General features: G+C 61.7%; 28 protein-coding genes and 1 riboswitch. Of the genes, 23 read left to right on the top strand and 5 right to left on the bottom strand.

The features are described from left to right. The first annotated feature begins 156 nt into the window (after positions 1–156). Both NKH95_RS25710 and NKH95_RS25705 read left to right on the top strand, forming a co-directional pair. On the top strand, positions 157–2,505 hold the full coding sequence (locus tag NKH95_RS25710) for a glycoside hydrolase family protein (protein WP_352793206.1): 2,349 nt from the start codon (positions 157–159) through the stop codon (positions 2,503–2,505). A gap of 142 nt (positions 2,506–2,647) precedes the next feature. Further along, on the top strand, positions 2,648–5,449 hold the full coding sequence (locus NKH95_RS25705) for a hypothetical protein (protein WP_352893655.1): 2,802 nt from the start codon (positions 2,648–2,650) through the stop codon (positions 5,447–5,449). 4 nt (positions 5,450–5,453) lie between these two features. Here NKH95_RS25705 and NKH95_RS25700 read toward each other — a convergent pair whose 3' ends face one another. After that, positions 5,454–5,618, bottom strand: coding sequence for a hypothetical protein (locus tag NKH95_RS25700; protein WP_352441212.1), 165 nt, complete (start codon positions 5,616–5,618; stop codon positions 5,454–5,456). Positions 5,619–5,775: 157 nt separating this feature from the next. Here NKH95_RS25700 and NKH95_RS25695 point away from each other — a divergent pair, with 157 nt between their 5' ends. From NKH95_RS25695 to NKH95_RS25665, 7 genes are all read left to right on the top strand, one after another. Further along, positions 5,776–6,813 carry an EpsG family protein gene (locus NKH95_RS25695; protein WP_352441211.1) on the top strand — a complete coding sequence of 346 codons (1,038 nt, stop codon included), beginning with the start codon at positions 5,776–5,778 and terminating at the stop codon, positions 6,811–6,813. Positions 6,814–7,343: 530 nt separating this feature from the next. Further along, positions 7,344–8,054 carry a glycoside hydrolase family 108 protein gene (locus NKH95_RS25690; RefSeq protein WP_352893653.1) on the top strand — a complete coding sequence of 237 codons (711 nt, stop codon included), beginning with the start codon at positions 7,344–7,346 and terminating at the stop codon, positions 8,052–8,054. Then, positions 8,051–8,269: a hypothetical protein gene (locus NKH95_RS25685; RefSeq protein WP_352893651.1), complete on the top strand. Its 219-nt coding sequence runs from the start codon at positions 8,051–8,053 to the stop codon at positions 8,267–8,269. Before NKH95_RS25690 ends, NKH95_RS25685 begins: the two co-directional genes overlap by 4 nt. A gap of 1 nt (position 8,270) precedes the next feature. Continuing rightward, positions 8,271–8,504 carry a hypothetical protein gene (locus NKH95_RS25680; RefSeq protein WP_023814075.1) on the top strand — a complete coding sequence of 78 codons (234 nt, stop codon included), beginning with the start codon at positions 8,271–8,273 and terminating at the stop codon, positions 8,502–8,504. Next, positions 8,489–8,674 (top strand): hypothetical protein, encoded by a 186-nt coding sequence (locus NKH95_RS25675; protein WP_032909564.1) that lies wholly within the window; start codon positions 8,489–8,491, stop codon positions 8,672–8,674. Before NKH95_RS25680 ends, NKH95_RS25675 begins: the two co-directional genes overlap by 16 nt. Continuing rightward, entirely contained in the window at positions 8,674–8,997 is a 324-nt protein-coding gene (locus NKH95_RS25670; RefSeq protein WP_013530789.1) for a hypothetical protein, read from the top strand. The genes NKH95_RS25675 and NKH95_RS25670 overlap by 1 nt, the downstream gene beginning before the upstream one ends. A 526-nt stretch (positions 8,998–9,523) precedes the next feature. Continuing rightward, positions 9,524–9,670: a hypothetical protein gene (locus NKH95_RS25665; protein ID WP_352893649.1), complete on the top strand. Its 147-nt coding sequence runs from the start codon at positions 9,524–9,526 to the stop codon at positions 9,668–9,670. A gap of 86 nt (positions 9,671–9,756) precedes the next feature. Here the strand turns inward: NKH95_RS25665 and NKH95_RS25660 are convergent, their stop codons facing one another. Continuing rightward, positions 9,757–10,464: a hypothetical protein gene (locus tag NKH95_RS25660; RefSeq protein WP_023814072.1), complete on the bottom strand. Its 708-nt coding sequence runs from the start codon at positions 10,462–10,464 to the stop codon at positions 9,757–9,759. Positions 10,465–10,503: 39 nt separating this feature from the next. After that, complete coding sequence (locus tag NKH95_RS25655; RefSeq protein WP_164762750.1) at positions 10,504–10,674, bottom strand: hypothetical protein; 171 nt, start codon at positions 10,672–10,674, stop codon at positions 10,504–10,506. A gap of 89 nt (positions 10,675–10,763) precedes the next feature. Here NKH95_RS25655 and NKH95_RS25650 point away from each other — a divergent pair, with 89 nt between their 5' ends. The 3 genes from NKH95_RS25650 (at position 10,764) to NKH95_RS25640 (ending at position 14,379) form a co-directional block, all read left to right on the top strand. After that, positions 10,764–12,314 (top strand): glycosyltransferase family 39 protein, encoded by a 1,551-nt coding sequence (locus NKH95_RS25650; protein WP_352893647.1) that lies wholly within the window; start codon positions 10,764–10,766, stop codon positions 12,312–12,314. A gap of 127 nt (positions 12,315–12,441) precedes the next feature. Further along, positions 12,442–12,960, top strand: a complete 519-nt coding sequence (msrA, locus tag NKH95_RS25645) for a peptide-methionine (S)-S-oxide reductase MsrA (protein ID WP_352893645.1) — start codon at positions 12,442–12,444, stop codon at positions 12,958–12,960. Between the two features lie 387 nt (positions 12,961–13,347). Then, entirely contained in the window at positions 13,348–14,379 is a 1,032-nt protein-coding gene (locus NKH95_RS25640; protein ID WP_128304625.1) for a formyltransferase family protein, read from the top strand. Positions 14,380–14,423: 44 nt separating this feature from the next. On the opposite strand, the gene NKH95_RS25635 is transcribed toward NKH95_RS25640, so the two are convergent. Then, positions 14,424–14,744 carry a RodZ family helix-turn-helix domain-containing protein gene (locus NKH95_RS25635; protein WP_023814068.1) on the bottom strand — a complete coding sequence of 107 codons (321 nt, stop codon included), beginning with the start codon at positions 14,742–14,744 and terminating at the stop codon, positions 14,424–14,426. Positions 14,745–14,939: 195 nt separating this feature from the next. Beyond that, positions 14,940–15,053, top strand: a riboswitch (TPP riboswitch). Here NKH95_RS25635 and NKH95_RS25630 point away from each other — a divergent pair. The 7 genes from NKH95_RS25630 (at position 15,044) to NKH95_RS25600 (ending at position 20,546) form a co-directional block, all read left to right on the top strand. Further along, on the top strand, positions 15,044–15,652 hold the full coding sequence (locus NKH95_RS25630; protein ID WP_128304626.1) for a YkoF family thiamine/hydroxymethylpyrimidine-binding protein: 609 nt from the start codon (positions 15,044–15,046) through the stop codon (positions 15,650–15,652). (Overlaps the previous riboswitch by 10 nt.) Before the next feature lie 103 nt (positions 15,653–15,755). Then, the gene (locus NKH95_RS25625; protein ID WP_081735003.1) at positions 15,756–16,508 is read left to right on the top strand and encodes an ABC transporter permease; all 753 of its coding nucleotides are present in this window, start codon (positions 15,756–15,758) and stop codon (positions 16,506–16,508) included. Then, positions 16,505–17,272 carry an ABC transporter ATP-binding protein gene (locus NKH95_RS25620; protein WP_023814065.1) on the top strand — a complete coding sequence of 256 codons (768 nt, stop codon included), beginning with the start codon at positions 16,505–16,507 and terminating at the stop codon, positions 17,270–17,272. The genes NKH95_RS25625 and NKH95_RS25620 overlap by 4 nt, the downstream gene beginning before the upstream one ends. Further along, positions 17,265–18,284, top strand: a complete 1,020-nt coding sequence (locus tag NKH95_RS25615; RefSeq protein WP_352441204.1) for an ABC transporter substrate-binding protein — start codon at positions 17,265–17,267, stop codon at positions 18,282–18,284. Before NKH95_RS25620 ends, NKH95_RS25615 begins: the two co-directional genes overlap by 8 nt. A gap of 236 nt (positions 18,285–18,520) precedes the next feature. Beyond that, entirely contained in the window at positions 18,521–19,156 is a 636-nt protein-coding gene (locus NKH95_RS25610; RefSeq protein WP_352758656.1) for a methyltransferase family protein, read from the top strand. A gap of 377 nt (positions 19,157–19,533) precedes the next feature. Further along, positions 19,534–20,139 (top strand): hypothetical protein, encoded by a 606-nt coding sequence (locus NKH95_RS25605; protein WP_031213861.1) that lies wholly within the window; start codon positions 19,534–19,536, stop codon positions 20,137–20,139. A 251-nt stretch (positions 20,140–20,390) separates the two neighbouring features. Next, the gene (locus tag NKH95_RS25600) at positions 20,391–20,546 is read left to right on the top strand and encodes a DUF3309 family protein (protein ID WP_023814061.1); all 156 of its coding nucleotides are present in this window, start codon (positions 20,391–20,393) and stop codon (positions 20,544–20,546) included. 282 nt (positions 20,547–20,828) lie between these two features. Here NKH95_RS25600 and NKH95_RS25595 read toward each other — a convergent pair whose 3' ends face one another. Continuing rightward, entirely contained in the window at positions 20,829–21,086 is a 258-nt protein-coding gene (locus NKH95_RS25595; protein WP_023814060.1) for a hypothetical protein, read from the bottom strand. Between the two features lie 84 nt (positions 21,087–21,170). Here NKH95_RS25595 and NKH95_RS25590 point away from each other — a divergent pair, with 84 nt between their 5' ends. The 4 genes from NKH95_RS25590 (at position 21,171) to NKH95_RS25575 (ending at position 24,395) form a co-directional block, all read left to right on the top strand. Then, a complete protein-coding gene (locus NKH95_RS25590; RefSeq protein ID WP_027035091.1) occupies positions 21,171–21,440 on the top strand; it encodes a DUF982 domain-containing protein in 270 nt (89 codons plus the stop codon). A gap of 217 nt (positions 21,441–21,657) precedes the next feature. Further along, a complete protein-coding gene (locus NKH95_RS25585) occupies positions 21,658–22,383 on the top strand; it encodes a GntR family transcriptional regulator (protein WP_023814058.1) in 726 nt (241 codons plus the stop codon). 3 nt (positions 22,384–22,386) lie between these two features. Beyond that, on the top strand, positions 22,387–23,427 hold the full coding sequence (locus NKH95_RS25580; RefSeq protein WP_023814057.1) for an ADP-ribosylglycohydrolase family protein: 1,041 nt from the start codon (positions 22,387–22,389) through the stop codon (positions 23,425–23,427). Then, the gene (locus NKH95_RS25575; protein WP_128304630.1) at positions 23,424–24,395 is read left to right on the top strand and encodes a PfkB family carbohydrate kinase; all 972 of its coding nucleotides are present in this window, start codon (positions 23,424–23,426) and stop codon (positions 24,393–24,395) included. The genes NKH95_RS25580 and NKH95_RS25575 overlap by 4 nt, the downstream gene beginning before the upstream one ends. Positions 24,396–24,448: the final 53 nt, after the last annotated feature.

The following is a 24,448-nucleotide window of genomic DNA, read 5'->3' as shown; positions in this document are numbered from 1 at the left end:
GGCTGATGCCGACCTTGTGCTGCAGTTACGGTGACAGCGCACTTTTATCGGTCCCACCCATGTGACGGGGGTTAACCTCCCGACGCGCCCACGCCCCAAAATCAGACCCTTTTCACAGCCTCGCTTGCGCGGGGCTTTTTTCATGGAGCAAGCCTTATGGCCCGACCTGCAACCGCCGCCGTTCGCCTGTTGACCGGCGAGCGCGAACCCGTGCGCCTGGCAACGACGGCGAACCTGGAGACGATCGTCATCGACGGCGTTGCCTGGATCCAGGGCCTCAAAATGGTTGACGGCGTCCAGACAGCGACCGGCGACCGGGTGCTGGTCAAGGATCAGGCGGACGCCAGGCTGAACGGCATCTATACGGCCTCGGAAGGCTACTGGTACCGCGCCGCCGATGCGCGCACGGGGCGCACCATGCAGAAGGGAACGACGGTGCATGTCCAGGAGGGCACGGCTTCGGCCGCTTTCGTCTATGCCTTCCAGACAGTGAGCCCCGTGATCGGTGCCGACGACATTGTGCTGTCGTTTTACCAGTCCGACGACACCGTCGGCGATATCCAGGCAGCCGCGCAAGGCATCATCGACCGGGCCCAGGCCGCGGCGGACGTGGCGACGGGCGCCATGACGACGGTGCTCGATCCGCAATTCGCAACCAAGGCGACGGCAGAGGCATACTCACCGGCGATCGCGCCGGATTATATCAGGACTGCCGGCTATTCGCAGGTCGGCGACGGCCAAGCCCTCTACAGGAAGAATGGCACCATTTCGGCTGGCGGGGGCGGCCTGGCGATCACGCTGCAAGATGGGGCGAAAGCCGGCTTCGACATCATCAACGCACCGAGGGCAAAGGAGATCAACATTCGCGCTGCGGGCGCCGACACGGCAGCCGGCAACAACAGGACCGCGATCGTCAACGCCATTGCTGCCGCCGGGCAGGGCAGGGTGATCATCCCGGCTGGCACATTTTCGCTGGCCGGCAATATCGACATTCCGCAGGGGCTGATGGTCGAGTTTGACGACAAGGCGCTTTTACAGCGCACCGAGGAGGCCACGCACCTATTCAACCTGAAGGGCGACAACCGCATCATCGCTCCAAAGGTCAACGGCGCCTGGAATCATGTCGCGGCTCCGAACGGCTTTGGCGTTTTCAACATCAGCGGCATTTCAGGCGTCACGATCGAGCATGGCACGCTCACCGGTGCGCAAGGCGATCACTACCGCATTGCCGATTCCAACTGGGTCTACATCGACGACGCCAGGGGCGACACGGCGCGCAACATCGTCACCATCAACGACGATGTTTCCGGCACAAGTCACGTGTTTGTCCGCCGCGCTCGCGTGAGTGCCTATTTGAACGGTTTCGATGCAGAGAGCGACGACGACTGGCCGGTGAGCGATATCGAGGTGGATATCGACTGGACGCAGCTTGGCGGCGTTCAGCTTGGTGCGGCCGTCGCCTTCACCCGCAGCGCTGTGCCCGCCGGATCGGTGTTGAAGTACAAACGCCTTCGCATCAGTGCCAAATCCAGGGATGGCCTTTATGGTCTGGTGCTGCGAGGGGCCAAGGATATCGAGGTGCGCAGCCTGGTGACGGAAGGCGTGCAGCAAGGCATTCGCGCCGGCACCGGCCATCATATCGAAGATCTTCGCCTGCTGTCCTTCGACATCCAGGCGACACATCAGGGCATCTATATCGAAACCCCGGCCGGGCAACAGATCTCGCGCGGCGTCAGGATTGGCGCCGGCCGCATCTTTGGGTTCACCCAGGCCAATGCCTATGGCGTCTTCAGCGCGGCGGATGAGACCATTGTGTCGGCTGACACGCTTGTCGACATGGGCGGCGCAGCCGCTTCCATCGGCGTTCGATTGAACGGCGACATGTCGCAAACCCATGCAGGCATCGCGGATGCGCGATCGTCCTATGTCGCCCTGTCGACACTATCGAGCGAACGGCAGAGGGCGACGGGTGGCCTTTTCAAGGCGACGACCGGCAGTGTCGTCAACGACGTGAAAGTCAGCGGATCCTCGCCGAACATCGAGGTGCGGGGCAACATCTACTCCGGCACGGCGACGGGCAAGCCAACCGATGACGGATCGCACATAGCGCTGATTGAAGGAAACCGGGGCGGCGATCTTTTCAAGGGCTATAAATCGACGCCGGACGCAACGCCCGTTCTTATGGTCTTCGAAGCCGGAAACAGCTTTGTTCCGATCAGGCCAGGGCAAGGCGCAAAGTTCACCGTCGATGTCGCTGCCCGCCGCACGGATGGTTCATCGTCGACCAGCGCCGGCTATGTGTTCGCCGGGGTGATCCGCAACACGGGCGGAACCCTGGCGATCGAAGGTGCGATCACCAAAACGGTGATCGGCGAATATGCAACCGACGCCGCATCGCTCGACGCGTCGGTCACCGCTGGGGCTTCCGGAATTGAGGTGACCGTTACCGGCGTCGCGGCAAAGACCTATGGCTGGAACGCCGTTGTGCGGCTTCAGGAGGTTTGATTCTGCTGAGAAGTTCGACGCCGCTGCGCCATCACAATCGCCACTGATGTCATCAGCCGGCTGATCGGCAGGCCCGAGGGATGGGCTCGCTGCATTGCAAGACCAAAATCTTTTTTCAGCCTCGCTTTTGCGGGCTTTTTTCATGGAGCAAGCCAGCATGGCCCGATCTTCAGCCGCCGCCGTTCGCCTTCTGACCGGCGAGCGCGAACCCGTTTGTCTGGCAACGACCGCCAGCATTGCGTTTTTCGGCCTTCAGACCATCGACGGGGTGGCGACGGAGGTGGGCGACCGCGTGCTGGTCAAGGACCAGGCCGACCAGACGCAAAACGGTATCTATACGGTAAGCGAAGGCCGATGGTTCCGCGCCGCCGATGCCCGCACCGGGCGCACCATGCAGAAGGGAACGACGGTGCATGTCCAGCAGGGCAACGCGAACTCCAGCAAGGTCTACGCTTTCCAGACCGATAACCCGGTGATCGGGACTGACAACATCGTGATCAGCTTCTACCTCTCCGACGACGCCGTCGGCGATCTTCAGGAGGCGGCACAGGAAATTCTCGATCTCGTAACGGGCGCTATGACGACCGTCATGGATCCTCAGTTCGCTACCAAAGCGACGGCTGAAGCATTCTCGCCGGATGTCGCGCCCGACTACATCCGCACGGCATTCTACGACGGCAACCATGTGGCAGGCAGCGGCGGCGTCTATCGCAAAAATGGCACGACGACCGGCGACCTCGTGATCACCTTGCACGATGGCGTGACGGTCGTCGGATACACGCTCTCTGACACGCCGACGGCTTCGCAGAAGGGTGCCCGGAAAAACAACTCGACTGATGATGCCGCAGCCGTGCAGACCGCGCACAATCTGGGTTCGGGCGGCGTAGAGTTTCCGTCCGGCATCTACAAGATGGTGCCCGGCTCGGTCTCGCCATTCACGCTCGGCAACACCACTGCCAATGTCTATCGCGCGGTGGCACTGACCGCCGACAATGTTACCTTCAGCGGACATGAAGCAGTGCTGCATGGCGTGAGCCGGGCAAGTGTTGTCGCTACCGACATTCAACCGGTCTTCTCGACCGACAAAAATATGACAGTCGGCGCTCGCAAGAATATCGCGTTCGACGGCGTCACCTTCGATTCCAACAATGACGGCGACGCGACGAACAGCAACCAGCGTTTCCTTTACGCCGTGGGCGTTGATGGTCTGCGGTTTATCAACACCAAGGCCGAGTCGAGTGGCGGCCGTCGCGGCTATTATACCCACATTCAGAACAGCAAGAACGTGCAGGTGAACGGCCATCGTCACCAGAAAATGACAGGCGGATTCAATGTCCGCTATGTCGACAGCTTCGTGATGACCAACTTCATTTTCGAGGACTTCTCGGAGGCGATCGATCTCGACGGCACAAGCCAGCTTGTCGTGATCCGAGGCGGGGTCTTCAAATCGGTCGCGCGCGTTAACCAGTGCATAGACATCAACGACCAGATCGATGCGTCGATCGGCGATTTCTCGGTCCACAACACCGGCAACATCGCGACCATCAACTACAAGACGACGACGCCAGATACTTTTGCAGAGTACGTGGCCGGTACTGCTGTCAGAAATTTTCAGGTCAGCAAGCGCATTATTTTGTCCAACATCAGCGGCTCGGCCATCGGCTCGACCACGGCCCCTGCCTTCTACATCGGGTGGGATTGGGCGGCTGGCGGCCATGCAGGCACGGGTCCAGTGCAGGACATCACGCTACAGAACATCACGCTTGATGATCATGGGTATTTCTGGATCCGCGAAGCCGTCAACCTGAAGCTCAAGGACATAACGTCTTATCGTGCGATCTGCGGTTTCAACCACGCCTTTACTTGCTTTTCAGGCGTAGCCAACGCCGATCAGATAGGATGGTCAGACCTTGATATCGACATCGATGGGATGCGCATCGAGGCTTCCGATAAAGGTGGCATCAGTATTCAATCCCCATCGAGCGTAAAAGTGCGTCGCCTTATCACTCGGGGCAACAACACTTCAGGATCAACCCAGGCTGACCTTGTCATCACCGCGCTACACCAGCGAGCAGGTTGCGCTACGGTCGATGAGTGCGACATTGAGGGCAGCGTGAACCTCAATGGGGACAGCACCGCAATTGCCTCGTGGGCTGCCGACACGATCTACAAGCGCAACGCCATGGTGACGAACGGGGGAAATTTCTACCGTGCGACCACCGAGGGCCGTTCGGCAAGCAGCGGGGGACCAACCGGGACGGCACTGTCCGTGACCGACGATGGCAGCGCATCCATTGCCGCGTGGGCTGCCTTTACACCTTATGCGGTTGATGCTGTGCGGAGGAATGGGAGTGCCTACTTTATCTGCATGACAGCCGGCACCTCTGCGGCGTCGGGTGGCCCGAGCGGAACCGACCAGCGGATTGCCGACGGCACGGCTGTCTGGCGTACCATTGAGGGGCTGGTAAGGTGGGAATATCTCCTCCACCCCTACTCCATCCGGTGGGGCAAAAACAACCGCGTCAGGGGCACCGTCACTTTTCAAGGGGATGCGCAGAAGCACACGTTCGGCGAGAGCATCACGGCGATCGCGGGCGACTACTCGGCGACCGGCACCGTGAACAAGTGCGTGTTCGTCGCGCGGCGTCGTTGCCTTGTCGCCCGGGCCAGCTATCAGGTGCTCGCCGACGTTGCCGCAAGCGGCTCCAACTACCGGAACCTCATCCTGCGGCGGTATCGGGCAGGCTCATCTGCGAACGCTGCGACAATCGACACGACCGCAACCGGGTTCACTGCCTTTGTGTCGCGAGATGCCGGGGTCACTGCGAGCCCGGCCGGCGCATATCTGGAGCCTGGGGACGTGTTGATCCTCAACTCCAACTCTGCCGGGTCCGGCGTCGCTCTGTCCGGGCTTGGCGTGACGGTCGACTATATCGAGTATTGATCGGCTACCGAAGCGCACTGAACAGCGGGACGATCCACAAGTAGACGAAATAGGTTGCGGTCGGGCCAAGCACGATGATCGCCAACCATACCATCTCGTTGGTCATGATCTGAAGCTCAGCTTCTTCATCGAATGGGGCGTCTTTGTCCTTGGTGCCTCTTTCGATCATGGTCCATCCTCGCCAGCAGCACGAGCGCAGACCCATACCAAGGAGCGGCCAGCCAAGCAAAGAACGTCAATAACGCTTATCGACGCGGCGCCGGGGCTGTTGCCGGGTTTTGGCAGCCGGCCGCCATGGGCATTGATTAAATTGCAAGAGTTGAGCAATGGTTGCAGCCATCGTTATACGAGAGAGTCGAATGCGGCCCGTTCGCCAGAATTGGTTCCCGGCACTGGCCTGCTTAGTGCCAGTGATGCTATTTGCGGTTTCGAGGACTGACTATGCCAACTACGTGGCATACACAGCCGATGGCGACATCGTCAGCTATTCGCGTGGTTTCTCCTATGCGACGCGAACTGGCTTTGTCCTCTATATGACATCTGTAGCGCACGAGCGCGTGTTCCTAGCAATGCACTGGCTGTATGCAAACCTGGGATTTTCGCTCTCCGACAGCATGCTGGCAAACAGCATGATGATGATCGCAGCCTATTTCTTCTACGCCTCCCGGCAGTGCAACAATGTGCTTCTTGGCGCACTAGCTACCGTGGCCTTCATCATGCTGCCATGGTTTGAACAGCTCGGGCAAAACACGCTAAGGCAAGGGTTTTCGCTGATATTCATTCTCGCCTTTTTTCGGGCGGTGAATTATCGGCAAAAACGTTGGGCCGTCCTCTTCGCGGCGCTCGCTATAGGTAGCCATTACAGCGCCGCATTGTTCGTGAGCGTGTACATCCTCACCGACTTCTTGCCGAGGTCCGGCAAGCTGTTTGTCGCGGTCGTTGTCCTGACGTTCGTCGGCTATGTCACCGATTACATCACTGTTCTATCTGGGATGATCGTCACCCCGATCCTTTTATGGACTGGGCTTTACACCCAGTACTCAACCAACGCGTTCTTGACTTATCAGGTGGGCTACAAGGCGCTGTTCTTCTACTACTCACTGTTCCAGTGTGTCGTGAGCGTCCTGCTGCTTCACAAGGCCGAAAAGCAATCGGATGCGCGCTTGGCTAAATACTGCATTGTCATGACCGTGATCTACATGGCAGCGAGCGGCCTGCCTTATTACAATCGAGTGGCGATGATGCCGATGCTGCTGCTGCCGGTGGTGGTCGTGACCCTGTGTTCCCGGATAACTTTGCCTCGCTGGGGTCTGAGATCAATGCTTGATCCCGGGAACTATCCGTTCTTGCGGCGCGTCGGGTAAAGACGATCTCGCCAACCCTTCTTCGCAGGCCGGTTCGTCGGCCATCGGCTATAGCTGTGCCGTAAGAATTGCCGGAGTTTTCGCAGCCAACCGAAGAACCGTCGCGGCTCGCTACCAAGGGACAAATAGTGCGAGCGCCATCGTCAACCTTATGTAGACTGCGCCGCTCGGCATGGGTATGCGCCCTCAGAGGGTCGTACCTGTTCCAGACAAACCAGACAGCCTGAGAGCAATGGGACGTTCCCCGTCCCGTAAGCCGGCAGGGACGGCGGGCGCTCGGGTTGTGTCAGCCAGTTTCCGCGTTGCTGTCGCCGGGTCGAATGACTTCCCACCCGCTGTCGTAGAGAAGCAAGAGCCCGCCGTCGTGGGTTCTGATTTAGCCAGCCTTCGTCGCTGCGTTCGCACGAAACTTAGCGCTGTGCTTAGCCCACGGCGCGGCGAGTATCACTAGGTCCTTGCGTCGCTCATCATCCATCAGCCCGCTCCCCGGCGCCGACCATAGCCAAATCATTCGAAGAAGGAAAACCACCATGGACCGCAACTTCGCTCGGGCGCTTGCGCTTGTTCTCAAATCGGAAGGCGGGTGGTCGGACAATCCGGCTGACCCCGGCGGCGCCACCATGAAGGGCGTGACGCTTGCCAGCTTCCGCCGCTATGTGAAGGCCGACGCGACGAAGGCGGATCTGCGTGCGATCAGCGACGCGCAGGTCGCCACCGTTTATCGCCGCTTCTACTGGTACGCTGTGCTCGGCGCCGAATTGCCCGATGGCGTCGACCATGCGGTGTTCGATTTCGCCGTCAACAGCGGGCCTGGCCGGGCGGCCAAATATTTGCAGGCGGCCGTCGGCGTTGCGCAGGACGGGCGGATCGGACCGGTCACCGTCGCGGCGGCCAAGGCAAAGCCGGCCGGCGTCACCATCGATGCGCTTTGCGATGCGCGGCTGGCGTTCCTCAAGCGGTTGCCGACATGGGCAACATTCGGGCGCGGCTGGTCCGATCGTGTCAGGTCGGTGCGGGTTCAGGCCCTGCTGATGTCGGCGCAGGGCCCCGCGGCACCGGTGGCCGCGCCGGCGTCGCCCAGGTTTGAGACATCGGCTGATGTGATGCCGGCGACCCAGCCCGTGCAGCCGGCGTCCGGCGGCAAGACGGCTGCCGCGGCCGGCATCCTCGTTCTCATGGCCGGAGCGCTCGCGGCCTTGCGGCATCGGGTCGCCGATTTTTTCGGGGGCCTGTTTCAATGACATGGTTCAACACCAATGCGCTGCACAATCTCCTCAACACGCTGATCGCCATCATCTGCGGCGGCGCGCTCGCCGGCTTCGACTGGACGCTGCTCGGGGTGGGCAACCGCACCGCGCTTCAGATCAGCGGCGCCATTGCCCTTGCCAAGATCATCATCAACGCGGTGCGTGACGGGCCGCGCGGCATGGTCGCGCCGCCGGCCAAGGAGACATGAGATGGGAACACTCGCCCTCGCGCTGCTTGGCCAGGCCTGGCCGTATCTTCTGGCAATGGGCGCCGCGCTTGCCGGTGTCTGGACCGCCTATGCCAAGGGCAAGGCCAGCCAGAAGGCCAGGCAGGATGCCGCCGACGCAGCGGCGCGCACCGAAGCCCAGAAGATCGACGATGCCGTCGCCGGCCGGGCGCCGGACGACAACAGGGGGAGGCTGGCCAGATGGTCAAAATCATAGCGCTCTCGCTTCTGCTGGCCGGCTGCACCAAATCAGGCGGGTCGTTCTGCGCGGCCGGGCATCCCCTCCGGCCGACAAGGGCAGAGGCGGCGACCCTTTCCGATGCGTCGGTGGCGGCGATCCTGGCTCACAACGAAAAGGGCCAGAAACTTTGCGGCTGGAGGCCATGATGAACGATCTTTTCGACCTGCTCGGCATCAAGGGACCGGTCGTGGCGGCGGGTCTCGCCGGCGGCGTTCTGCGCGCGCTGTCGCGGCATCGCTACAAGCTGCGCGAAATGGTGGCCTCGCCGATCTGCGGCGCACTTGCGGCGGCCTACCTGACGCTGCCGGCGGTTTCCTACGCCAGGATCGCCGGCCTGCCGATGCCCGATCCCGCCGACGACACCACCACGCTGGCGGCTGCCTTCCTGATCGGCGTCTGCGCCATGTGGATTTCGGACGTGCTGTTCGAGTTTGTGGTGCGGAGATTCAAGCCGGGGGTGGAGGAGTAGCTATTGGCACCGCGTCGTCTGTTGGCTACTGCCTCGGAATTACCGAGGCAGGCAACCTGGCGCGGCGCTGCTCTCATTTCCAGAAACGACCGCTGCCCGCTTCGGCTCACGCCGGGGCGGCTTTTTTGTATTTCCGATCGGCTATTGCTGAGCGGCATTCGATCTGACCGGTCTCGTCATCGCCCGTTGTCACAAGCAAGTTAATCATGTCGGTTATGCATAATGATTATTGTTAATTTTTGATTGATGCACCGAAACTAGATAAAGACTTGAGCGGATGAAGTGTTCATATATTGTTAAACAAGAGGTAGACCACAGAAGACGGAAGCCATCTCCATCATCAAACGGGAGTAGCTTTCATGAACAAGTTCACTGTTATTTTAGCCGCTGTTGCAGTTGCATCGTCCGTGGAGCCGCCGAGGCAGGTTGTGGGTGCGGAGGTTCGGGCGGCTGGGGAGGCAATTCGGGCAGCCTGATCAATGTTTCGCCATCCATCGACCTTGGCAAGATCACCGCGCTGAACGACGTGCTCAGCGGCAACAACATCCTGAGCGGCAATGTCGTCTCAGGCATTCTGAACGGCAACAAGACCAACATCGTCGGTGGCGTTCTGAGCGGGCTCGGCGTCAACCTGCTGGGCGGCAACAGCTACAGGCTGGGCAAGCGCCACTAGTTCGGCGCTGCATTCCAATCATCGAAGACAACCCAAAATAGCCCGTTCCGGTTCGCCGGGCGGGCTATTTTCGCGTGTCGGGCCGATCAAGCGAGGATGTTGACCGCGCGTGCCGCGACCAGCGCGATGGTCAGCAGCGAGATCATGGCCTCGGCCATCATCAGCAGCTTGGCGCGCTGGGAGAGTGGCAAGGTATCGGTGGGCGAAAATGCGGTCGCATTGGTGAAGGCGAGGAAGAAATAATCGACGAAGCCGGGCAGCCAATCTCGAAGCTCACGGTCGTTCAACGTCATCTGCGCGAACAGGAAATCGGCCTGTGCGAGCTTGACGAGGCCGCAGGTCGGCGGACCGCCGCGGTCGGTGCTCCAGAACCACAAGGCAAACACGATGACGTTGGTAACCCAGATGTTGAGTGCGTCGATCAGCAGCGTCGTACCGCTGTTGCCGGCATGGCCCTCCAGCAAGGCACGCACCAGCAGGACCAGCGAACCGCAATTCATGATGCTGATGATGGCGGTCATGGTCAGGGCTGTTCTGCGGATCATGACCCGAAACTGGCCGATCGCATGCCACTCGTGGTCCTCGACCGCCTTTCGGGTGGCGGCCTGTGTCCAGGCGGTGGCCACCGACAAGGGCAGCAGCAGGGCCGCCTCCAGCGCGGGCGCCACCCAGCGCGGCCCGAATGAGAGATTGTTGATGACCAGAAGCTGCAGGCAGATGATGACGAGAACGGCCGCACGGGCCATCCAGAAATCGAGCGCACGGTAATGAATGACGGCATGGTGGTGGCGCATTTTTCAAATCCTGGATGCTTTTTTGGGGACGGGAGCCGGTCAGGCGTAGGCGACACCTGCCGCGATCACGCCCAAGGCGCCATGCCCGGCATGTTCAGGGTGCTGCGGGATGGCGTGTTCCATTGTTGTCTTGCTGGCATGTGATGACGGGAGAGGCGGCATGGTGGCGCGAAACTCTGCCTCAATCTTGGTTTTGCCATGGTCGGCCAAGTATACATTTTCGTAAGCTTCAAGTTCTGGGCTGTTCGTAAAACCGTCCGGTGTGATTTATCCACCGCATGACGCGAATCGACGAACCCATGAACGGTTGGCTGCCGGTCGGCAGTTCTGTTCCAGGCGACTGGCGGCAGTCGTCGATCTGGCCGGGTCTGATGCGCTATCCAGAAGCCGGCCTGGCGCTTTTATGCCTGACGCAGATCCTGTGCTGGACCGTGGTTCCGGCGCTTGTCGATGCCGCCCCGCCCGGCGATGTCGTCGAGAGCTTCATGTGGGGCCGCGAATGGGTGCTTTTGACCTACAAGCATCCGCAGCTCCCCGGCTGGCTGCTCGAGATCAGCCATCTTCTGACCGGATCGTTCCGCTGGCCGCAATATCTGCTCGCCCAGCTTGTCGTCTCGGCGACCTTCGTCTTCGTCTACCTGCTGGCCCGCGACATGCTCGGGAGAACCCGCGCGCTGGCCGCCGTGCTTTTGATGCCGTCATTGTATTTCTTCGGCTGGCCGACACCGCAGTTCAATCATGATTACGCGCAGATGCCCTTCTGGGCCGCAATCTGCTGGCTGCTGTGGCGTGCGGGCCGTGGCGGTGGGCCGGGCTGGTGGCTGCCGCTCGGACTGGTGTCGGGCGTCGGGCTCTATGCCAAGTTTTCCACCGGGTTGCTGTTGCTCTTCGGGGCGATCTGGCTGTTGTCGGACACACGGGCACGCAACCGGCTCGCCACGCCCTGGCCCTGGCTTGGGCTCGCGGTTTTCCTCGCCGTCGCCGCGCCGCTGGCCGTCCAGCTCTACCGCATCGATTTCCTGCCGCTGACCTATGTCGCCGGCCGCGATGAATGGGTGTTGGTCCACCGCGCCCGCCTTTACTATATCGGTGTCCAAATGGCGGGGCTCTGCGGCTTATTGCTGGTGCTGGCGATATCGGGGCTGTTGCGGCGTTCGCCCGCGCCGGAACAGCCCATCGAGCGCGGCGCGCTGGCCTATCTCGTGTGGATGGGGCTTGGTCCGGCGGTGCTTGTCATGGTGGCTTCGCTGTTCACCGGCGCCGGCGAGGCGTGGGGCGCGCCGATGTACAATCTGGTCGGCGTTGTGGCGCTCGCCTTGCTGGGTCATCGGCTCGGCGCCGTCGAACTGCGACGGCTGGCGATCTGCGCGTTCGCCTGCATCCTCGGCATGTCCGGTGCCTATGCGGGCATCCGCTGGACGAGTTGCAATTTGCGCGGGCGCATGGATGCCGTCTGCTGGCCAGCGCGGCAGATTTCGGACGAAGCCGAGGCGGTCTGGCACGCGGCGGTGCCCGGTCGGCTCGACATCGTCGGCGGCGATACCCGCATCGCGTTGCTGGCGGGCCTCAACGCCTATGACAAGCCGTCGATCTTCACCGACCTCGACATGCGGCTCGCCCCCTGGATCACCAGCCAGCGGCTGCGCGATCACGGCATGCTCCTGGTCTGGCCCGGGAGCGGCGTGCCACCTCGGCTGCTGGCGTGGCTGGGCAACATCCCCGTCAAGACCGTTCTTTTCGACTGGTCGCTCAGGGCACCACCGGTGGCGATCAGCTTTGCCGCCATTCCGCCTGGCCTGAAGCTACCGGGTTTGATCGACAGCCTCGCCCAAAACGAGCAACTGAAGTAGATCCACCGCGTCCGCTGGACGAAGCAGGTGACAATGCCCATTTATGGCGAGACCACTTGCTTTTACGCAATTCCAGACGGAAAACCGCTACACACTTTTCCTGGAATTGCTTTTGAGGAGACGTGACATGGCGACTTCGACCGAACGTGCAGTCCTTGCCGGCGGCTGTTTCTGGGGCATGCAGGATTTGATACGGCGCTATCCCGGCGTCATCTCCACCCGTGTCGGCTACAGCGGCGGCGACGTGCTCAACGCCACCTACCGCAACCACGGCACCCACGCAGAAGCCATCGAGATCAATTTCGATCCGGCCATCATAAGCTTTCGCACGCTGCTGGAACGCTTTTTCCAGATCCACGATCCGACGACCCGCAACCGCCAGGGCAACGATGTCGGGACGAGTTATCGCTCGGCGATCTATTACACCAGCGAGGAACAGAAGCGCGTCGCCGAGGACACCATCGCCGATGTCGATGCCTCGGGCCTGTGGCCGGGCAAGGTCGTCACCGAAGTCGCACCCGTTGGTCCATTCTGGGAAGCCGAGCCCGAGCATCAGGACTATCTGGAGAAATATCCCAACGGATACACCTGCCACTTCGTCAGGCCAGGCTGGAAGCTGCCGGTTCGCGAGACGGCGGTTTCGTAGATTCGCAACTGCGATTTGCCCTGCATTGCTGCTCGACGGTGTCGTCGAGCAGATCATCGCATCCAAACCCCTTCAGTCAGCGCGTCTTGTCGCGTCGGTGAAGCCATCGAGCTTTCACCAATGTGCGAAAGCGCCCTTCGAACAACTTCGTCAACGGCGAATGCGGTGCGGTAGGCAAACACGGTCAGGCGGTTGACAGCCTGCCGTATCGCGGTCCAATTGCGCAGGAAGAGTTGATTTCGGGAGACGGGCCGTGAAAAAAGTTTACGAAAAGCCAGTGTTTGTAAAACGCGAGCGTCTTTCGGTTGTAACTGCCTTGGCATCGCCTTCCACTCAGCCGACCTGACAAGCTCGCCCTGATCTGTCGGCCCGTTTGAGCCGCCGAAGATGAGGCCGATCGAATCGACCGATCACTCGGAGCCGATCACAGCCGTTTTTGTCCTCGATATCTCTAACTATACGGGGCCTCTGCTCGCCGGCTGGCTAGAGGCTGGAAATGCAATTGGCGCGATCATCGTGCCCGGGTTCCGGCGTCGTCCCACCGGTTTCAGCATTGGCAATTTCCGGCGAAGGCTTCAACGCAAGCTGCTGCTCAGGCGGTTTATCGGTAACACGCCTGTCAAGTTTATCGAATTTGGCCGCCCTTACGATTGGAATGCGCTTGGTCGGCAATTGTCTGACGTCCGCGCCGATGTGCTGGTCTGCTACACTTTGCCTGTCTTGATCCCTCAAGAGGTTCTTGGCCATTTTTCCAAAGGCGGGGTCAACCTCCACCCGGCGCTGCTCCCCGACTATCGAGGGCCCCACCCGATCCAGCGCTTGGCCGTGGACGGCCGGTATGCGGCTCATGGCGGCGTCACGCTCCACAAGATGTCCGCCGGTTTTGACGAGGGTGACATTCTCGGGCAGGTGCCGTTTTCCGAAGCTGACTGGACATCGAGAGAAGCCTTGGTCGACAGCACGGCAACCGCTATGCGGATTCTGGTGAGCGAGGCGGTGCCGGCCTACTGCCGGGGGCTGTTGTCAGGAATGCCGCAGCCGAAAGGCGACTTCGTCTGGGCGCGGCTTCAGCCCAGCCACCTGATAATCTCGCCGGCCATGTCGGTCGAGCATGTTGTACGGCTATGGCATGTGCTTGGCCTTCTGCCAGGCATCTATCTTGAAATCGGAACGCGCAAAGTCAGGCTGGGATTCCAGATCAGAAGGCTGGGGCCCTGCACAGGAAAGGCTCCGGTCAGGCGGTGGGGAACAGTGGAATTCGATCTCGCCAACGGTCGGGTCCTGTATTTTACCTACGGTAGAGTGCTCAAACGGCTGCTCAATTCAAAACACCTATTTTCGCGCCCGCCCGCCGGGAAACCCGCTCCAGAAATCCGGCTGTTCGGCAAAGCGAGTGCTGCGGACCAGAAAAACGGATGAAGTCGCTGGGCGATGCCCAGCGGCTTCATCCGTTTGCGACGTGGTTACTTGCCACAATGATTATCGTTTACCGTTGGCGCCGTCGCGTTACCATCGGCGTCCGGCTGCGCGCCTTGCGGGTTGGTCGGGCAATTCTGATCCGCGTTCGAATTCATGTCCCCTACCGTGCCAGTCGTGCTGTTGGTCGTGCCCGGGTCGACAGTGTCCGGCTCGATCGTATTCGGGGAAGCCGGCGTGTTCGGCTCAACCGTCACCGACTTGCCGCTGCCGCTTCCATTTGCGTTGTTGCTGCCGGCGCTTTGCGCCATGGCTGACGTGGCCAGACCAATGGTGAGAACCGAAGCTGCGAGGATTTTCATGAACATGGTTTGTCTCCATTTCTGTGAAGTCGTCGCTTATTTTCTACGAAAGTGATCGCGTTGCGACTGTGGGGACAACCGGTCGCGGCGGCGAAGGTTCCCGACAAAATTCCGCTCAGGCGCACCGTGACTGGCGCAATGCTTTTGGCGCAGTGCTCTGAAAAAACGGCTTTCCCTTGAACTCGAATGATGCTTTAAGGCGCACATCCACAGGGGTGCTCCGTACGGTCGGGGCTGAGACGGGGGCGGCAAGCCCACAGACCCTAGAAGCTGATCTGGGTAATACCAGCGGAGCGAGGCGGGCGATGTTTTCAGGCGCACAGATTTCCCTATACCCCATGACCGACGATTTCGTCGGTGTCATTCTTGGCGCGCTCGGTGCGCTCGATCCCTGGCGCGACAAGCTCAGGATCGAGACCGACGACATCTCGACCTTGCTGGTCGGGCCGCCCGAAGTGCTGTTTCCCGCCATGCGTGACCTCTTCGTGGCGGCGGCACGCAGCGGCAAACATTGCGTGTTGTCGGCCACCATCTCGCGCGGGTGCCCTGGCGAACCGGATGATCCGATCTGCCGCTCCGATGCACTTGGCGGGCCTGTCGGGTCGCTCGGCCCGCGCAAGGATGCGGCCATCGCGGCGGTGCGCAATGCTGCTGCCACCGGCCAGCCGGCGGCGGCGCAGTTCTCGCTCTATGTGATGGGCACCGACGACCACATGGACGAGATCTACGGCTGCATCGATTTTCTCAAGCAGTCCGGCGTCTATGAGCGTTCTAAGCATTTCTGCACGAAACTGCGCGGTGATGCCGGTGCGATCTTTTCGGCGCTGGACGAGGCCTTCTGCCGCTTCGGACCAGGCGCCGGCCACGTAACCCTCGACGTCACGGTCTCGGCCAACAGCCCGTCGGCTGTCTGAGCCAGCCGCGCTTTCGCGCTGCCGTCAAAGGTTGTCTCCCGTGGCCACATCATCAGTCGCTTCGCGCCCGATCGCGGGTCTTCTTGTCAAGGCAATGCCGGCCATGATCTCGGTCGGTTTGCTCCTAGTGGCGTGGGAGCTTTATGCCACCTATTCCGGCATCAGGCCGACGATACTGCCGGCGCCGTCGCGCGTTTTCGAGCAAGCGCTGCTCAATCGCCAGGCGCTGGCCGACAACGCCATTCCGACCATCGGCGCCACGCTGCTCGGCTTTGCCTGTTCGCTCAGCGCCGCCTTCGTGCTGTCGATGCTGGTCGACTTCTTCCAGCCGCTGCGGCGTGCGCTGTTTCCCGTCTTAATCGTCAGCCAGACCTTGCCGCTGGTGGCCATCGCGCCGCTGGTGGTGCTGTGGTTCGGCTTCGGGCTGGCGCCCAAGATCATGCTGGTGGCGCTGGTTACCTTCTTTCCGATGCTGGTTGCATTGGTCGAGGGTTATGAGTCGACCGAGGCCGAGATCGGGCAAATGCTGCGCGCCATGGGGGCAGGGCGCTGGCGCATCTTCGTGCTGGCACGGCTGCCTTCGGCGCTGCCCTATTTCTTCGCTGGCTTGAGGATCTCCATCACCTACGCCGTGGTCGGCGCGATCTTCGCCGAATATGCGGGGGCCGCGAAGGGGCTGGGCATCTACATGCTCAACGTCAAGAACAATTTCCGTCCTGACCTGGTTCTTGCCGCCGTCGGAGTGAGCGCTGCCCTGACCCTTGTCCTGTTCGGGTTGACTGTACTGCTGCAGCGCCTTGCGATGCCCTGGGAGCGGGCCGGCAAGGAAACCGCCGGGAAGGGAGCCTGGCGATGAGCCGGCTGGAACTGCGGTATGTGCGCAAGGCGTTCGGTGGGCTCGACGTGCTGGCCGATATTTCGCTTAGCGTCGGCGCTGGTGAATTCGTCTCGATCCTTGGACCCTCGGGCGCCGGCAAATCGACGCTCTTCCAGCTTCTGACCGGCGCCGAGCATGGCGAGGGCGAGATGTTGTTCGACGGCGCGCCGCTCGACGACCACGGCAGGCATTTCGCCTTCATGCCGCAGCGTGACGCGCTGATGCCGTGGCGGCGCATCCTCGACAACGCGACGCTCGGGCTCGAAGTCCAAGGCATGAGGAGACAGGCGGCGCGGGTGCGCGTTGCGCCGTTGTTTGCCGAATTCGGGCTTGCCGGCTTCGAGCGGCATTTTCCAGCGCAACTGTCCGGCGGTATGCGCCAGCGCGCGGCCTTGCTGCGCACGGTGGTGCAGCAACGCGACATGCTTTTGCTCGACGAGCCGTTCGGCGCGCTCGACGCGCTGACCCGCACGGCCATGCAGCGCTGGCTGGAACAGATGTGGCGGCATCATCGCTGGACGGCGCTCCTGATCACCCATGACGTGCGCGAAGCCGTGTTCCTGTCCGACCGCATCTATGTGCTGTCGGCGCGCCCGGCCCGCATCGTGCGTGAAATCAAGGTGCCGCTGCCGCGCCCGCGCAGCCTTGGCGGCGATGCCGCGCGCCAGGCAAGTGCGCTCGAGGCCGAGATTCTCGACATCATCCTCAACGCCACCCCATCCAAAGGACACGATCATGATTGACTTGACGCGCCGGCAGGCCTTGTTGCTGACCCTTGCCACAGGCCTTCCGCTCATTGCCGGATCGGGGCGAGCCCAAGCACAATCGGCACAAAAGGTCACCGTTGCCCTCGACTGGACGGTCAACACCAACCACATCGGACTGTTCGTCGCCCGCGACAAGGGCTTCTATCGCGAGGCCGGGCTCGAGGTCGACATCCTGCCTTACAGCGATACCGGTGCGGGCACGCTGGTTGCAAATCGCGTCGCCGATTTCGGCATCAACGGCACCATCAGCCTGTTCACCCAGAGAACCGCCGGAGCGGACCTGAAGGGCGTCTATGCGGTGGTGCAATCGGAAACCGGCCGCGTGGTCTTCAATGCGGCCCGCAGCGAGATAGTAAGCCCGAGAAACCTCGACGGCCTGACCTATGGCGGCTTCGGCAGCGCCTGGGAAAACGCCCTGATATCGACCATCATCCGCCATGATGGCGGCAAGGGCAATTTCGAGACGGTGACGCTCGGCACCTCAGCCTATGAGGCGCTGGCCAATGGTTCGGTCGATTTCACGCTCGAAGTCTCGACCTGGGAGGGTGTCGACGCCGAGCTCAAGGGCGTCAAACAACGCAGCTTCGTCTATGCCGATTACGGCGTGCCTGACGAGCACACGACACTGATCTCTTCGAGCGAAGCCTATCTCCAGGCAAACTCCAAGCCTGCGGCCGCCTTTGTCCAGGCGACGCGGCGCGGCTACCAGTTCGCGGTCGATCACCCCGAAGATGCGGCAGCCCTGCTGATCGCGGCCAACAAGGATGCGTTGACCAATCCGGCGCTGATCCACGCCTCGCTGAAGGCGCTGATCGACGGCCATTATCTGCGCAGCCAAAGCGGCGCCATCGGGACGATGGATCCAGCCAAGATGGAAGCGATCGGCGGCTATCTCTTCGCGTCCGGCATTTTGCGTGATGCCGACGGCAAGCTGGTTGCTCAACGCCCGGATTTCGGGAGCTATTTCCGCAACGACTATCTGAGCTAGTCTGGCAAAACCAAATGAAATGGGTCGCCAGTCTATTTCTGGACGACCGCGTGGAGCAGGGTCGTCTGGATGTGGCACCCTGGCTCCCCGACAGCCAGTTTAAACACCGATCTGATCTTGTTGATTAACTGCCCGGCAATGGTTGCGTGCAAAGGTCGCCTCGAGGGATCATCGGGGTGTTTGCATTGCTCATATCAAAAAGCGAGGCGCTTTCGCACGTCAGTGACGGCAGGATTTTGTCCGCAGCCCGAAAGCGCGAAATCCTGGTGGATTTGCGCGAAGGTTTCTTTCGGATCTGCGCGCTGGCCTTCGCGGGCATGTTCGTCTACCGCGGCGTATATCACCTGATGCTCGACCCGACCCGCATCAATGTGGCGCTGGTGGCAATTTCCGAGATCCTGACCTTTACCTGGCTGCTTCTGTCGCGGCGACCGCAGGTACGCGACTGGAACCCGCTGACGGTGGTTGTTTCGGTGGTCGCCAGCTTCGGTGTCGGCTTCATCGACCTGCAACCGGGCGTGGCCATCATCCCGGTCTATGCCGCTGCGCCGCTGCAAGTCCTGGCGTTGGGGTTCGTGATCTGGGGGAAGATATCGCTAGGGCGTTCTTTCGCCATTCTGCCAGGCAATCGCGGCGTGATGACCGACGGTGCCTACCGCCTGGTGCGGCACCCGATCTATGCCGGATACCTTGCCGGTCATGTCCTGTTCCTGCTGTCGGCCTTTTCCTTCTACAATCTTGCTGTCTACGCCGCGATCACCTTCTTCCAGGTTCATCGCATCCTGCGCGAAGAGGCGCTGTTAGCCGCCACGCCGGAATACCGGGACTATATGAAGCGCGCCCACTACAGGCTGTTCTACGGGATCGTCTGACAAGCGGGCCGGCGCAGAATCGTTCGGTCCTGCAATCACGCTTGCACTCTCTCACTCCCGCATCCGGCCGCCGATAGACTCTGGCCACTTGCAATCATCGCGGCGGTCTTGCTGATCTTGCGAGAGGCCTATCCATGTCCAGCGCGGTGTGCGGCATGGAGCAGAGTAACGTCCGATCGCCAATGCCTTACGAATTGTTCGTGTAAAGAACAATTATTCAAACTTTAATATCATTTTGTTTCAGAAATTTTGTTGATGTACACCACGCCTCAGGTTCAGTATTCTCTCTCTGAAACTGAAATTCACCACCTCGCGTAGTTGATCTTGCAATCGGCCTCTCGCCAATTGCTTTAGCGCAACGACAACAGGAGAGTGTTATGGCTCACACCATCAAGACAGTCGCCAATATGTTGGCGGGTAGTGCGGTAATTTTAGCTCTTTCCCTGCCCGCCAATGCTGCGGGAATCGGCCTTGGCGTTGGTGCCTCGGTGGGTGGTAGCGGCGGCGTCAATGCCGGTGTCGGGGCTTCCGTTGGCGGCAGTGGCGGCATCAGTGCCGGAGTGGGCGCCTCGGTCGGCGGCAGCGGTGGTGTAAATGCCGGTGCCGGTGCCAATGTTGGCGGCTCGAGCGGTGTCAATGCTGGTCTCGGCGCTTCGGTCGGCGGCAGCAACGGCATCAATGCCGGCGCGGGCGCCAACATCGGAGGGTCTGGCGGCATTACGGCCGGCCTTGGCGCCAATGTAGGCGGGACGAGCGGCGTCGGCGTGGGTATTGGTGGCGGCATCAATCCAGGCAATCCGTCGAACCCGAGCAATCCGTCCAATCCGTCAAACCCCAGCAGGCCGAGCCTGCCGGGTGTCGTGGCCCAGATGTCGGATAGCAACGTGGCGCGAATGAAGAAGCGCTGCGTCGACGTGCTCAGCAGCGAAGGCGCCTACGACCGCGATCTACGGCAACTCTGCCTCCTGATCGCTCGTCGCTGATACTGGAGGGGCCGGGGATTGGAAGTGCCGAATCAGCCGTGAGGCTCGACCGCACTCTCCTGGCCTCCGGCCGGTAGGAAAGCCCGCCACGCTGGCGGGCTTTCTGCGTCCACAGGCGTGCCGGAATCAAATTCTGGTTGCCATCATCTGGATGGCCGCTTCTGTTGCCGGCAGACCTCTTCCGCACGCGATGCCCGCCACAATCGCGCGGAACGGTAGAGCCTTTGGAGCGCTCGTCTTTGAACATCGCTATGAGTCTTGGAACCATACCGATCATCATTGCGCTGCTTGGCGGCCTCAGCGGCCTCGGTGGCGGTCCGTTCTACGGCACCGGCTACTATGGCGGCGGCGGCCTTGGGCTCGTGCTGCTCATCGCCATCGTGCTTGTCGTGCTCGGGCGTATCTAGCCGGGTTATCGCAACTGATCGCAATCTCGTGAGCGCCCCCAATATCGGCGTGCACCGGATTGTGATGCAGGCAAGCCGGCTTGTGATCCTGCACTCTGCAAAACTTTCGTATGGTCATTGCGGTCCACACCCCCCCGTGGAAACAAGAGGAGAGGGTCCCACCCCTTGTCCTCCTCCAAGGCCCGCTCCGGTTCACCGTAGCGGGCTTTTGCTTGCTGGCGAGGGGAAACCGGCTCGCATCAAACCCTATGGGCAAGGCATCCAGAAGCTGACGCCAGTCGACTATTCCATGTCAGGTACGTCGCCGCTGACGAAGAGCGTGTTCGGCGGGCCGTATTCGCCCAGCGTCGGATCGGCCTCGCGGCTCCAGGCGATGACGCCGGCATGCTTTGCCGCTAGAGCCCTGGCGGTGCGTATGGCGCGGTCTTCGCTCTGCTGGTCGGCGGGTCCAAAGGCTGGGAACAACTCGCCATCCTCACCGCGATCGAACGCGACCACGACGATCAGCCTGGGATTTTTCTGGCCACTGGAATCGGACATCTTGCACCTTTGTCGCGGAACCTATCACATTGCGCGGGGTTGAAGGCCGCGAATCGATGAATGCCGACTTTGGGGAGTGGCATCGTGCAAGATCAGCGTTTCGATGAGCCGGTCAGGATTGCGCTCGGCCGATCGCGAAACTCGATCTTCAACGTGGAGCGGGTCGCTCAGGCTGCCGACATCCTGCTGAACCGCTGGCCGGTTGCAACCGGGCAAAAGCATATGGTTGCCCGTAAGGTCTGTCTGGCCGTGCTAGAGGGAAAGAAAGAAGTCTCGGCGGCAAGGGCGGCGTTCATCAACGCCGCTATCGAGGCGGACATTCTCGTTGAGCCGCGTGAGGTGTCGATCCCGTAGCCTGCCCGGTGAAATTGAATCAAGGATCGGCTCTATCCTCTTGGTTGATCTCGGTCTTTCACCGGCTTTTCCGGGCCATGGCAACCGGCCAGTTCGGCGCGCTCTGCGGACAATCCGAAATTCGGGGTTCATTGGGCCTGTTTCCGGCATCTGTTGACACGGCATTTCTATCCAGATATTGAACAGGACTATACAGGTTCACTGAACAGGTACCTATATGAAGCGGCGCGCGGTTCAACTGTCTCCCGGTACGGGCAAACCCGAGCAGATCGCCACCGTTCTCGAACATGAAATCCGCTCCGGTGTTCTCGGCTTCGGCGACCGCCTGCAAAGCGAGAATGAACTTGTCCAGCGCTTCTCCGTCAGTCGCAATACGGTCCGCAAGGGCCTCGAAGAACTGTCCAGCCGCGGGCTGATCACGACCAGGGTTGGTATTGGCTCGTTCGTCACCTTCGACGGCAAGCCGGTCGATGACTCCATCGGTTGGTCGCGCGCGCTGGCCGATGCCGGCGCCAATGCCGAGACGCGGACGCTGCGGCTGGAGGTCATCGAAGACCCCGATCTGGCTGCGCTGCTTGGTATCGAAAGCCCGTTCTTCATTGCCGTTGACCGGGTGCGCACCAACGCCAGCGACGGCCATGCGATCTCCATCGAGCGCAGCCGGCTGCCATTGTCCTCCGAGCTTGAGGACGTACCGTTGCGCGGACTGCGCGAGGGCTCGCTGCACCAGACGCTGCGCGCCGCCGGCCTCATTCCCGACCATGGCGAGGAATGGGTCGAGATCGAGATGCTCAATGCCGAGGATGCGGCCATCCTCGGTTGCCCACAAGGCACGCCCTTCCTGCGCGGCCGCCGGCTGACGCGTGCGGCTGACGATCGGCCGATCGAGTATGTCACCAGCCTGCTCAACCCGGCACATTTTGCGCTGCATATGAGGTTCTGAGCGATGTCGGATGCAACCAGCAAGGCCATCGATCGCGCCATGGGCGCGCTTGTCGGCGGAGCGCTGGGAGATGCGCTCGGCATGCCGACGCAGCTTTTGTCGCCGGTTCGCATTGCCGAACTCCACGGCCATGTCGAGGATTTCATCGAGCCTTTCGCCGATCATCCGGTGTCGAAGGGACTGGCTGCCGGCACCATCACCGACGACACCGAACAGGCGCTGCTGCTCGGCCGCATCCTGGTCGAATCCGGCGACCGTTTCGACCACGCGCGCTGGGTCAATGCGCTGCTCGACTGGGAGCGCGAGGTCAAGGCGCGCGGCAGCTATGATCTCTTGGGGCCGTCGACCAAACGGGCCATCGACGCCATCAACAATGGCGTACCGGCCGAGGAAGCGGGACGCAGCGGCGACACCAATGGCGCGGCCATGCGCATCGGGCCTGTCGGCATCATGATGCCGCTCGAACCATTGGAGGCGTTCGTCGCCAAGGTGGCGGAGACCTGCCGGGCGACGCACAACACCTCGATCGCAATCGCTTCCGCTGCTGCCGTTGCCGCTGCCGTCAGCCGCGGCATCGCCGGCGGTGGCTGGCGCGATGCTTCCGCCAGCGCCGTCGCGGCGGCGAGGCGAGGGGCGACGCTTGGTCATTGGGTCACCGGCGGCGACATCGCCGCGCGTATCGTCTGGGCGCAGGACATCGTGCGCGGCAAGGCGATCAGGGATGCCATTCGGCTGATCACCGATCTGGTGGGTACCGGCGTCGCCAGCCAGGAATCCGTCCCGGCGGCCTTCGCCGTGCTGGAAGTCGCCCGTGGCGACCCATGGCAAGCAGCTATCATCAGCGCCAATATCGGCGGCGACACCGATACGATCGGCGCCATCGCCGCCGGCATGGCCGGCGCCTGCAGCGGTTTTTCCCGATTGCCGCAACAGCATATCGCCCGGCTTGTCGGCCTCGACATGTCAGAGGTTCGCGCGCTTGCCGCCGACCTCGTGGCAGCAAGGGTGGCGAAAATCGGTTCCGGCAAGGACGCGGCGGAATGAGCGGCCGTCTCGTCCATGTCGGCAGTGCCGTGGTCGACTATGTCTACCGCATCGACGCCCTGCCGGCGCCCGGCATGGAAAAGACGGCGTCGAGCTTCGCCCAGGTCGCCGGCGGCGGCTTCAACATGATGGTCGCGGCCAGCCGCACCGGCATGCAGGTGGTGTTCGGCGGCCAACTCGGCAGCGGACCCAATGGCGATTTCCTGCGTGCCGCTTTCGCCGCCGAGGGCATCGCGACGCTGACGCCGCCATCGCCATTGACGGACAGCGGCAACTGCGTCGCCATGATTTCGAGCGACGCCGAACGCACCTTCGTGTCGTGGCCAGGGGCGGAGAGCGTGCTCAGCCGCGACCTGATGGCGCCGGTCGCGGTGGCGCCGGGAGACTGGGTGTTCACCTCCGGCTACACGCTAAGCTATCCCAAGAGCCGCGATGCGCTCACCGATTGGATCGAGGCACTTCCGGCAGATATTCCCTTCGTCTTCGATCCGACGCCGGTCATCTCGGACATTCCGCGTCCCATCCTGTCGCGGGTGCTTGCCCGCACCACATGGCTGAGCTGTAACACGACGGAAGCCGCCGAGATTGCCGGCCCAGGCGATGTCGAGGGACTCGCGGCACGACTTCTCGCCGACCACTGCCCCAAGGCTGCTGGCGTGATCATTCGCGCTGGCGCGAAGGGTTGCCATATCAGGCTGGCCGACGGCACAGCGCAGACCATTGCCGGCTTCAACGTCAGCGCCATCGACACCAATGGCGCCGGCGACACCCATATCGGCGGTTTCGTCAGCGCGCTGGCGCACGGCATCCCGCCCTTCGAGGCAGCGCGCTATGCCAATGCTGCAGCGGCCATTTCGGTCACCCGCCATGGCGGCTCGTCGGCGCCGACGAACCGCGAAATCCAGACATTCCTGAGCCATGCCGCCGACCCATCGGGAGCAGGCCGGACACAGAAGGCCAATGCATAACAGCTGGAAAGCCTGACAAGCCCGGGAAGCGGGCAAACCCACAGAGAGGAACC

The organism is Mesorhizobium sp. M0848, assembly GCF_040319805.1.
In the GTDB taxonomy this organism is placed as follows: Bacteria; Pseudomonadota; Alphaproteobacteria; order Rhizobiales; family Rhizobiaceae; genus Mesorhizobium.
Note: the sequence above shows the minus strand (reverse complement) of the source record. Positions and strands in the feature narration are given on the sequence as shown.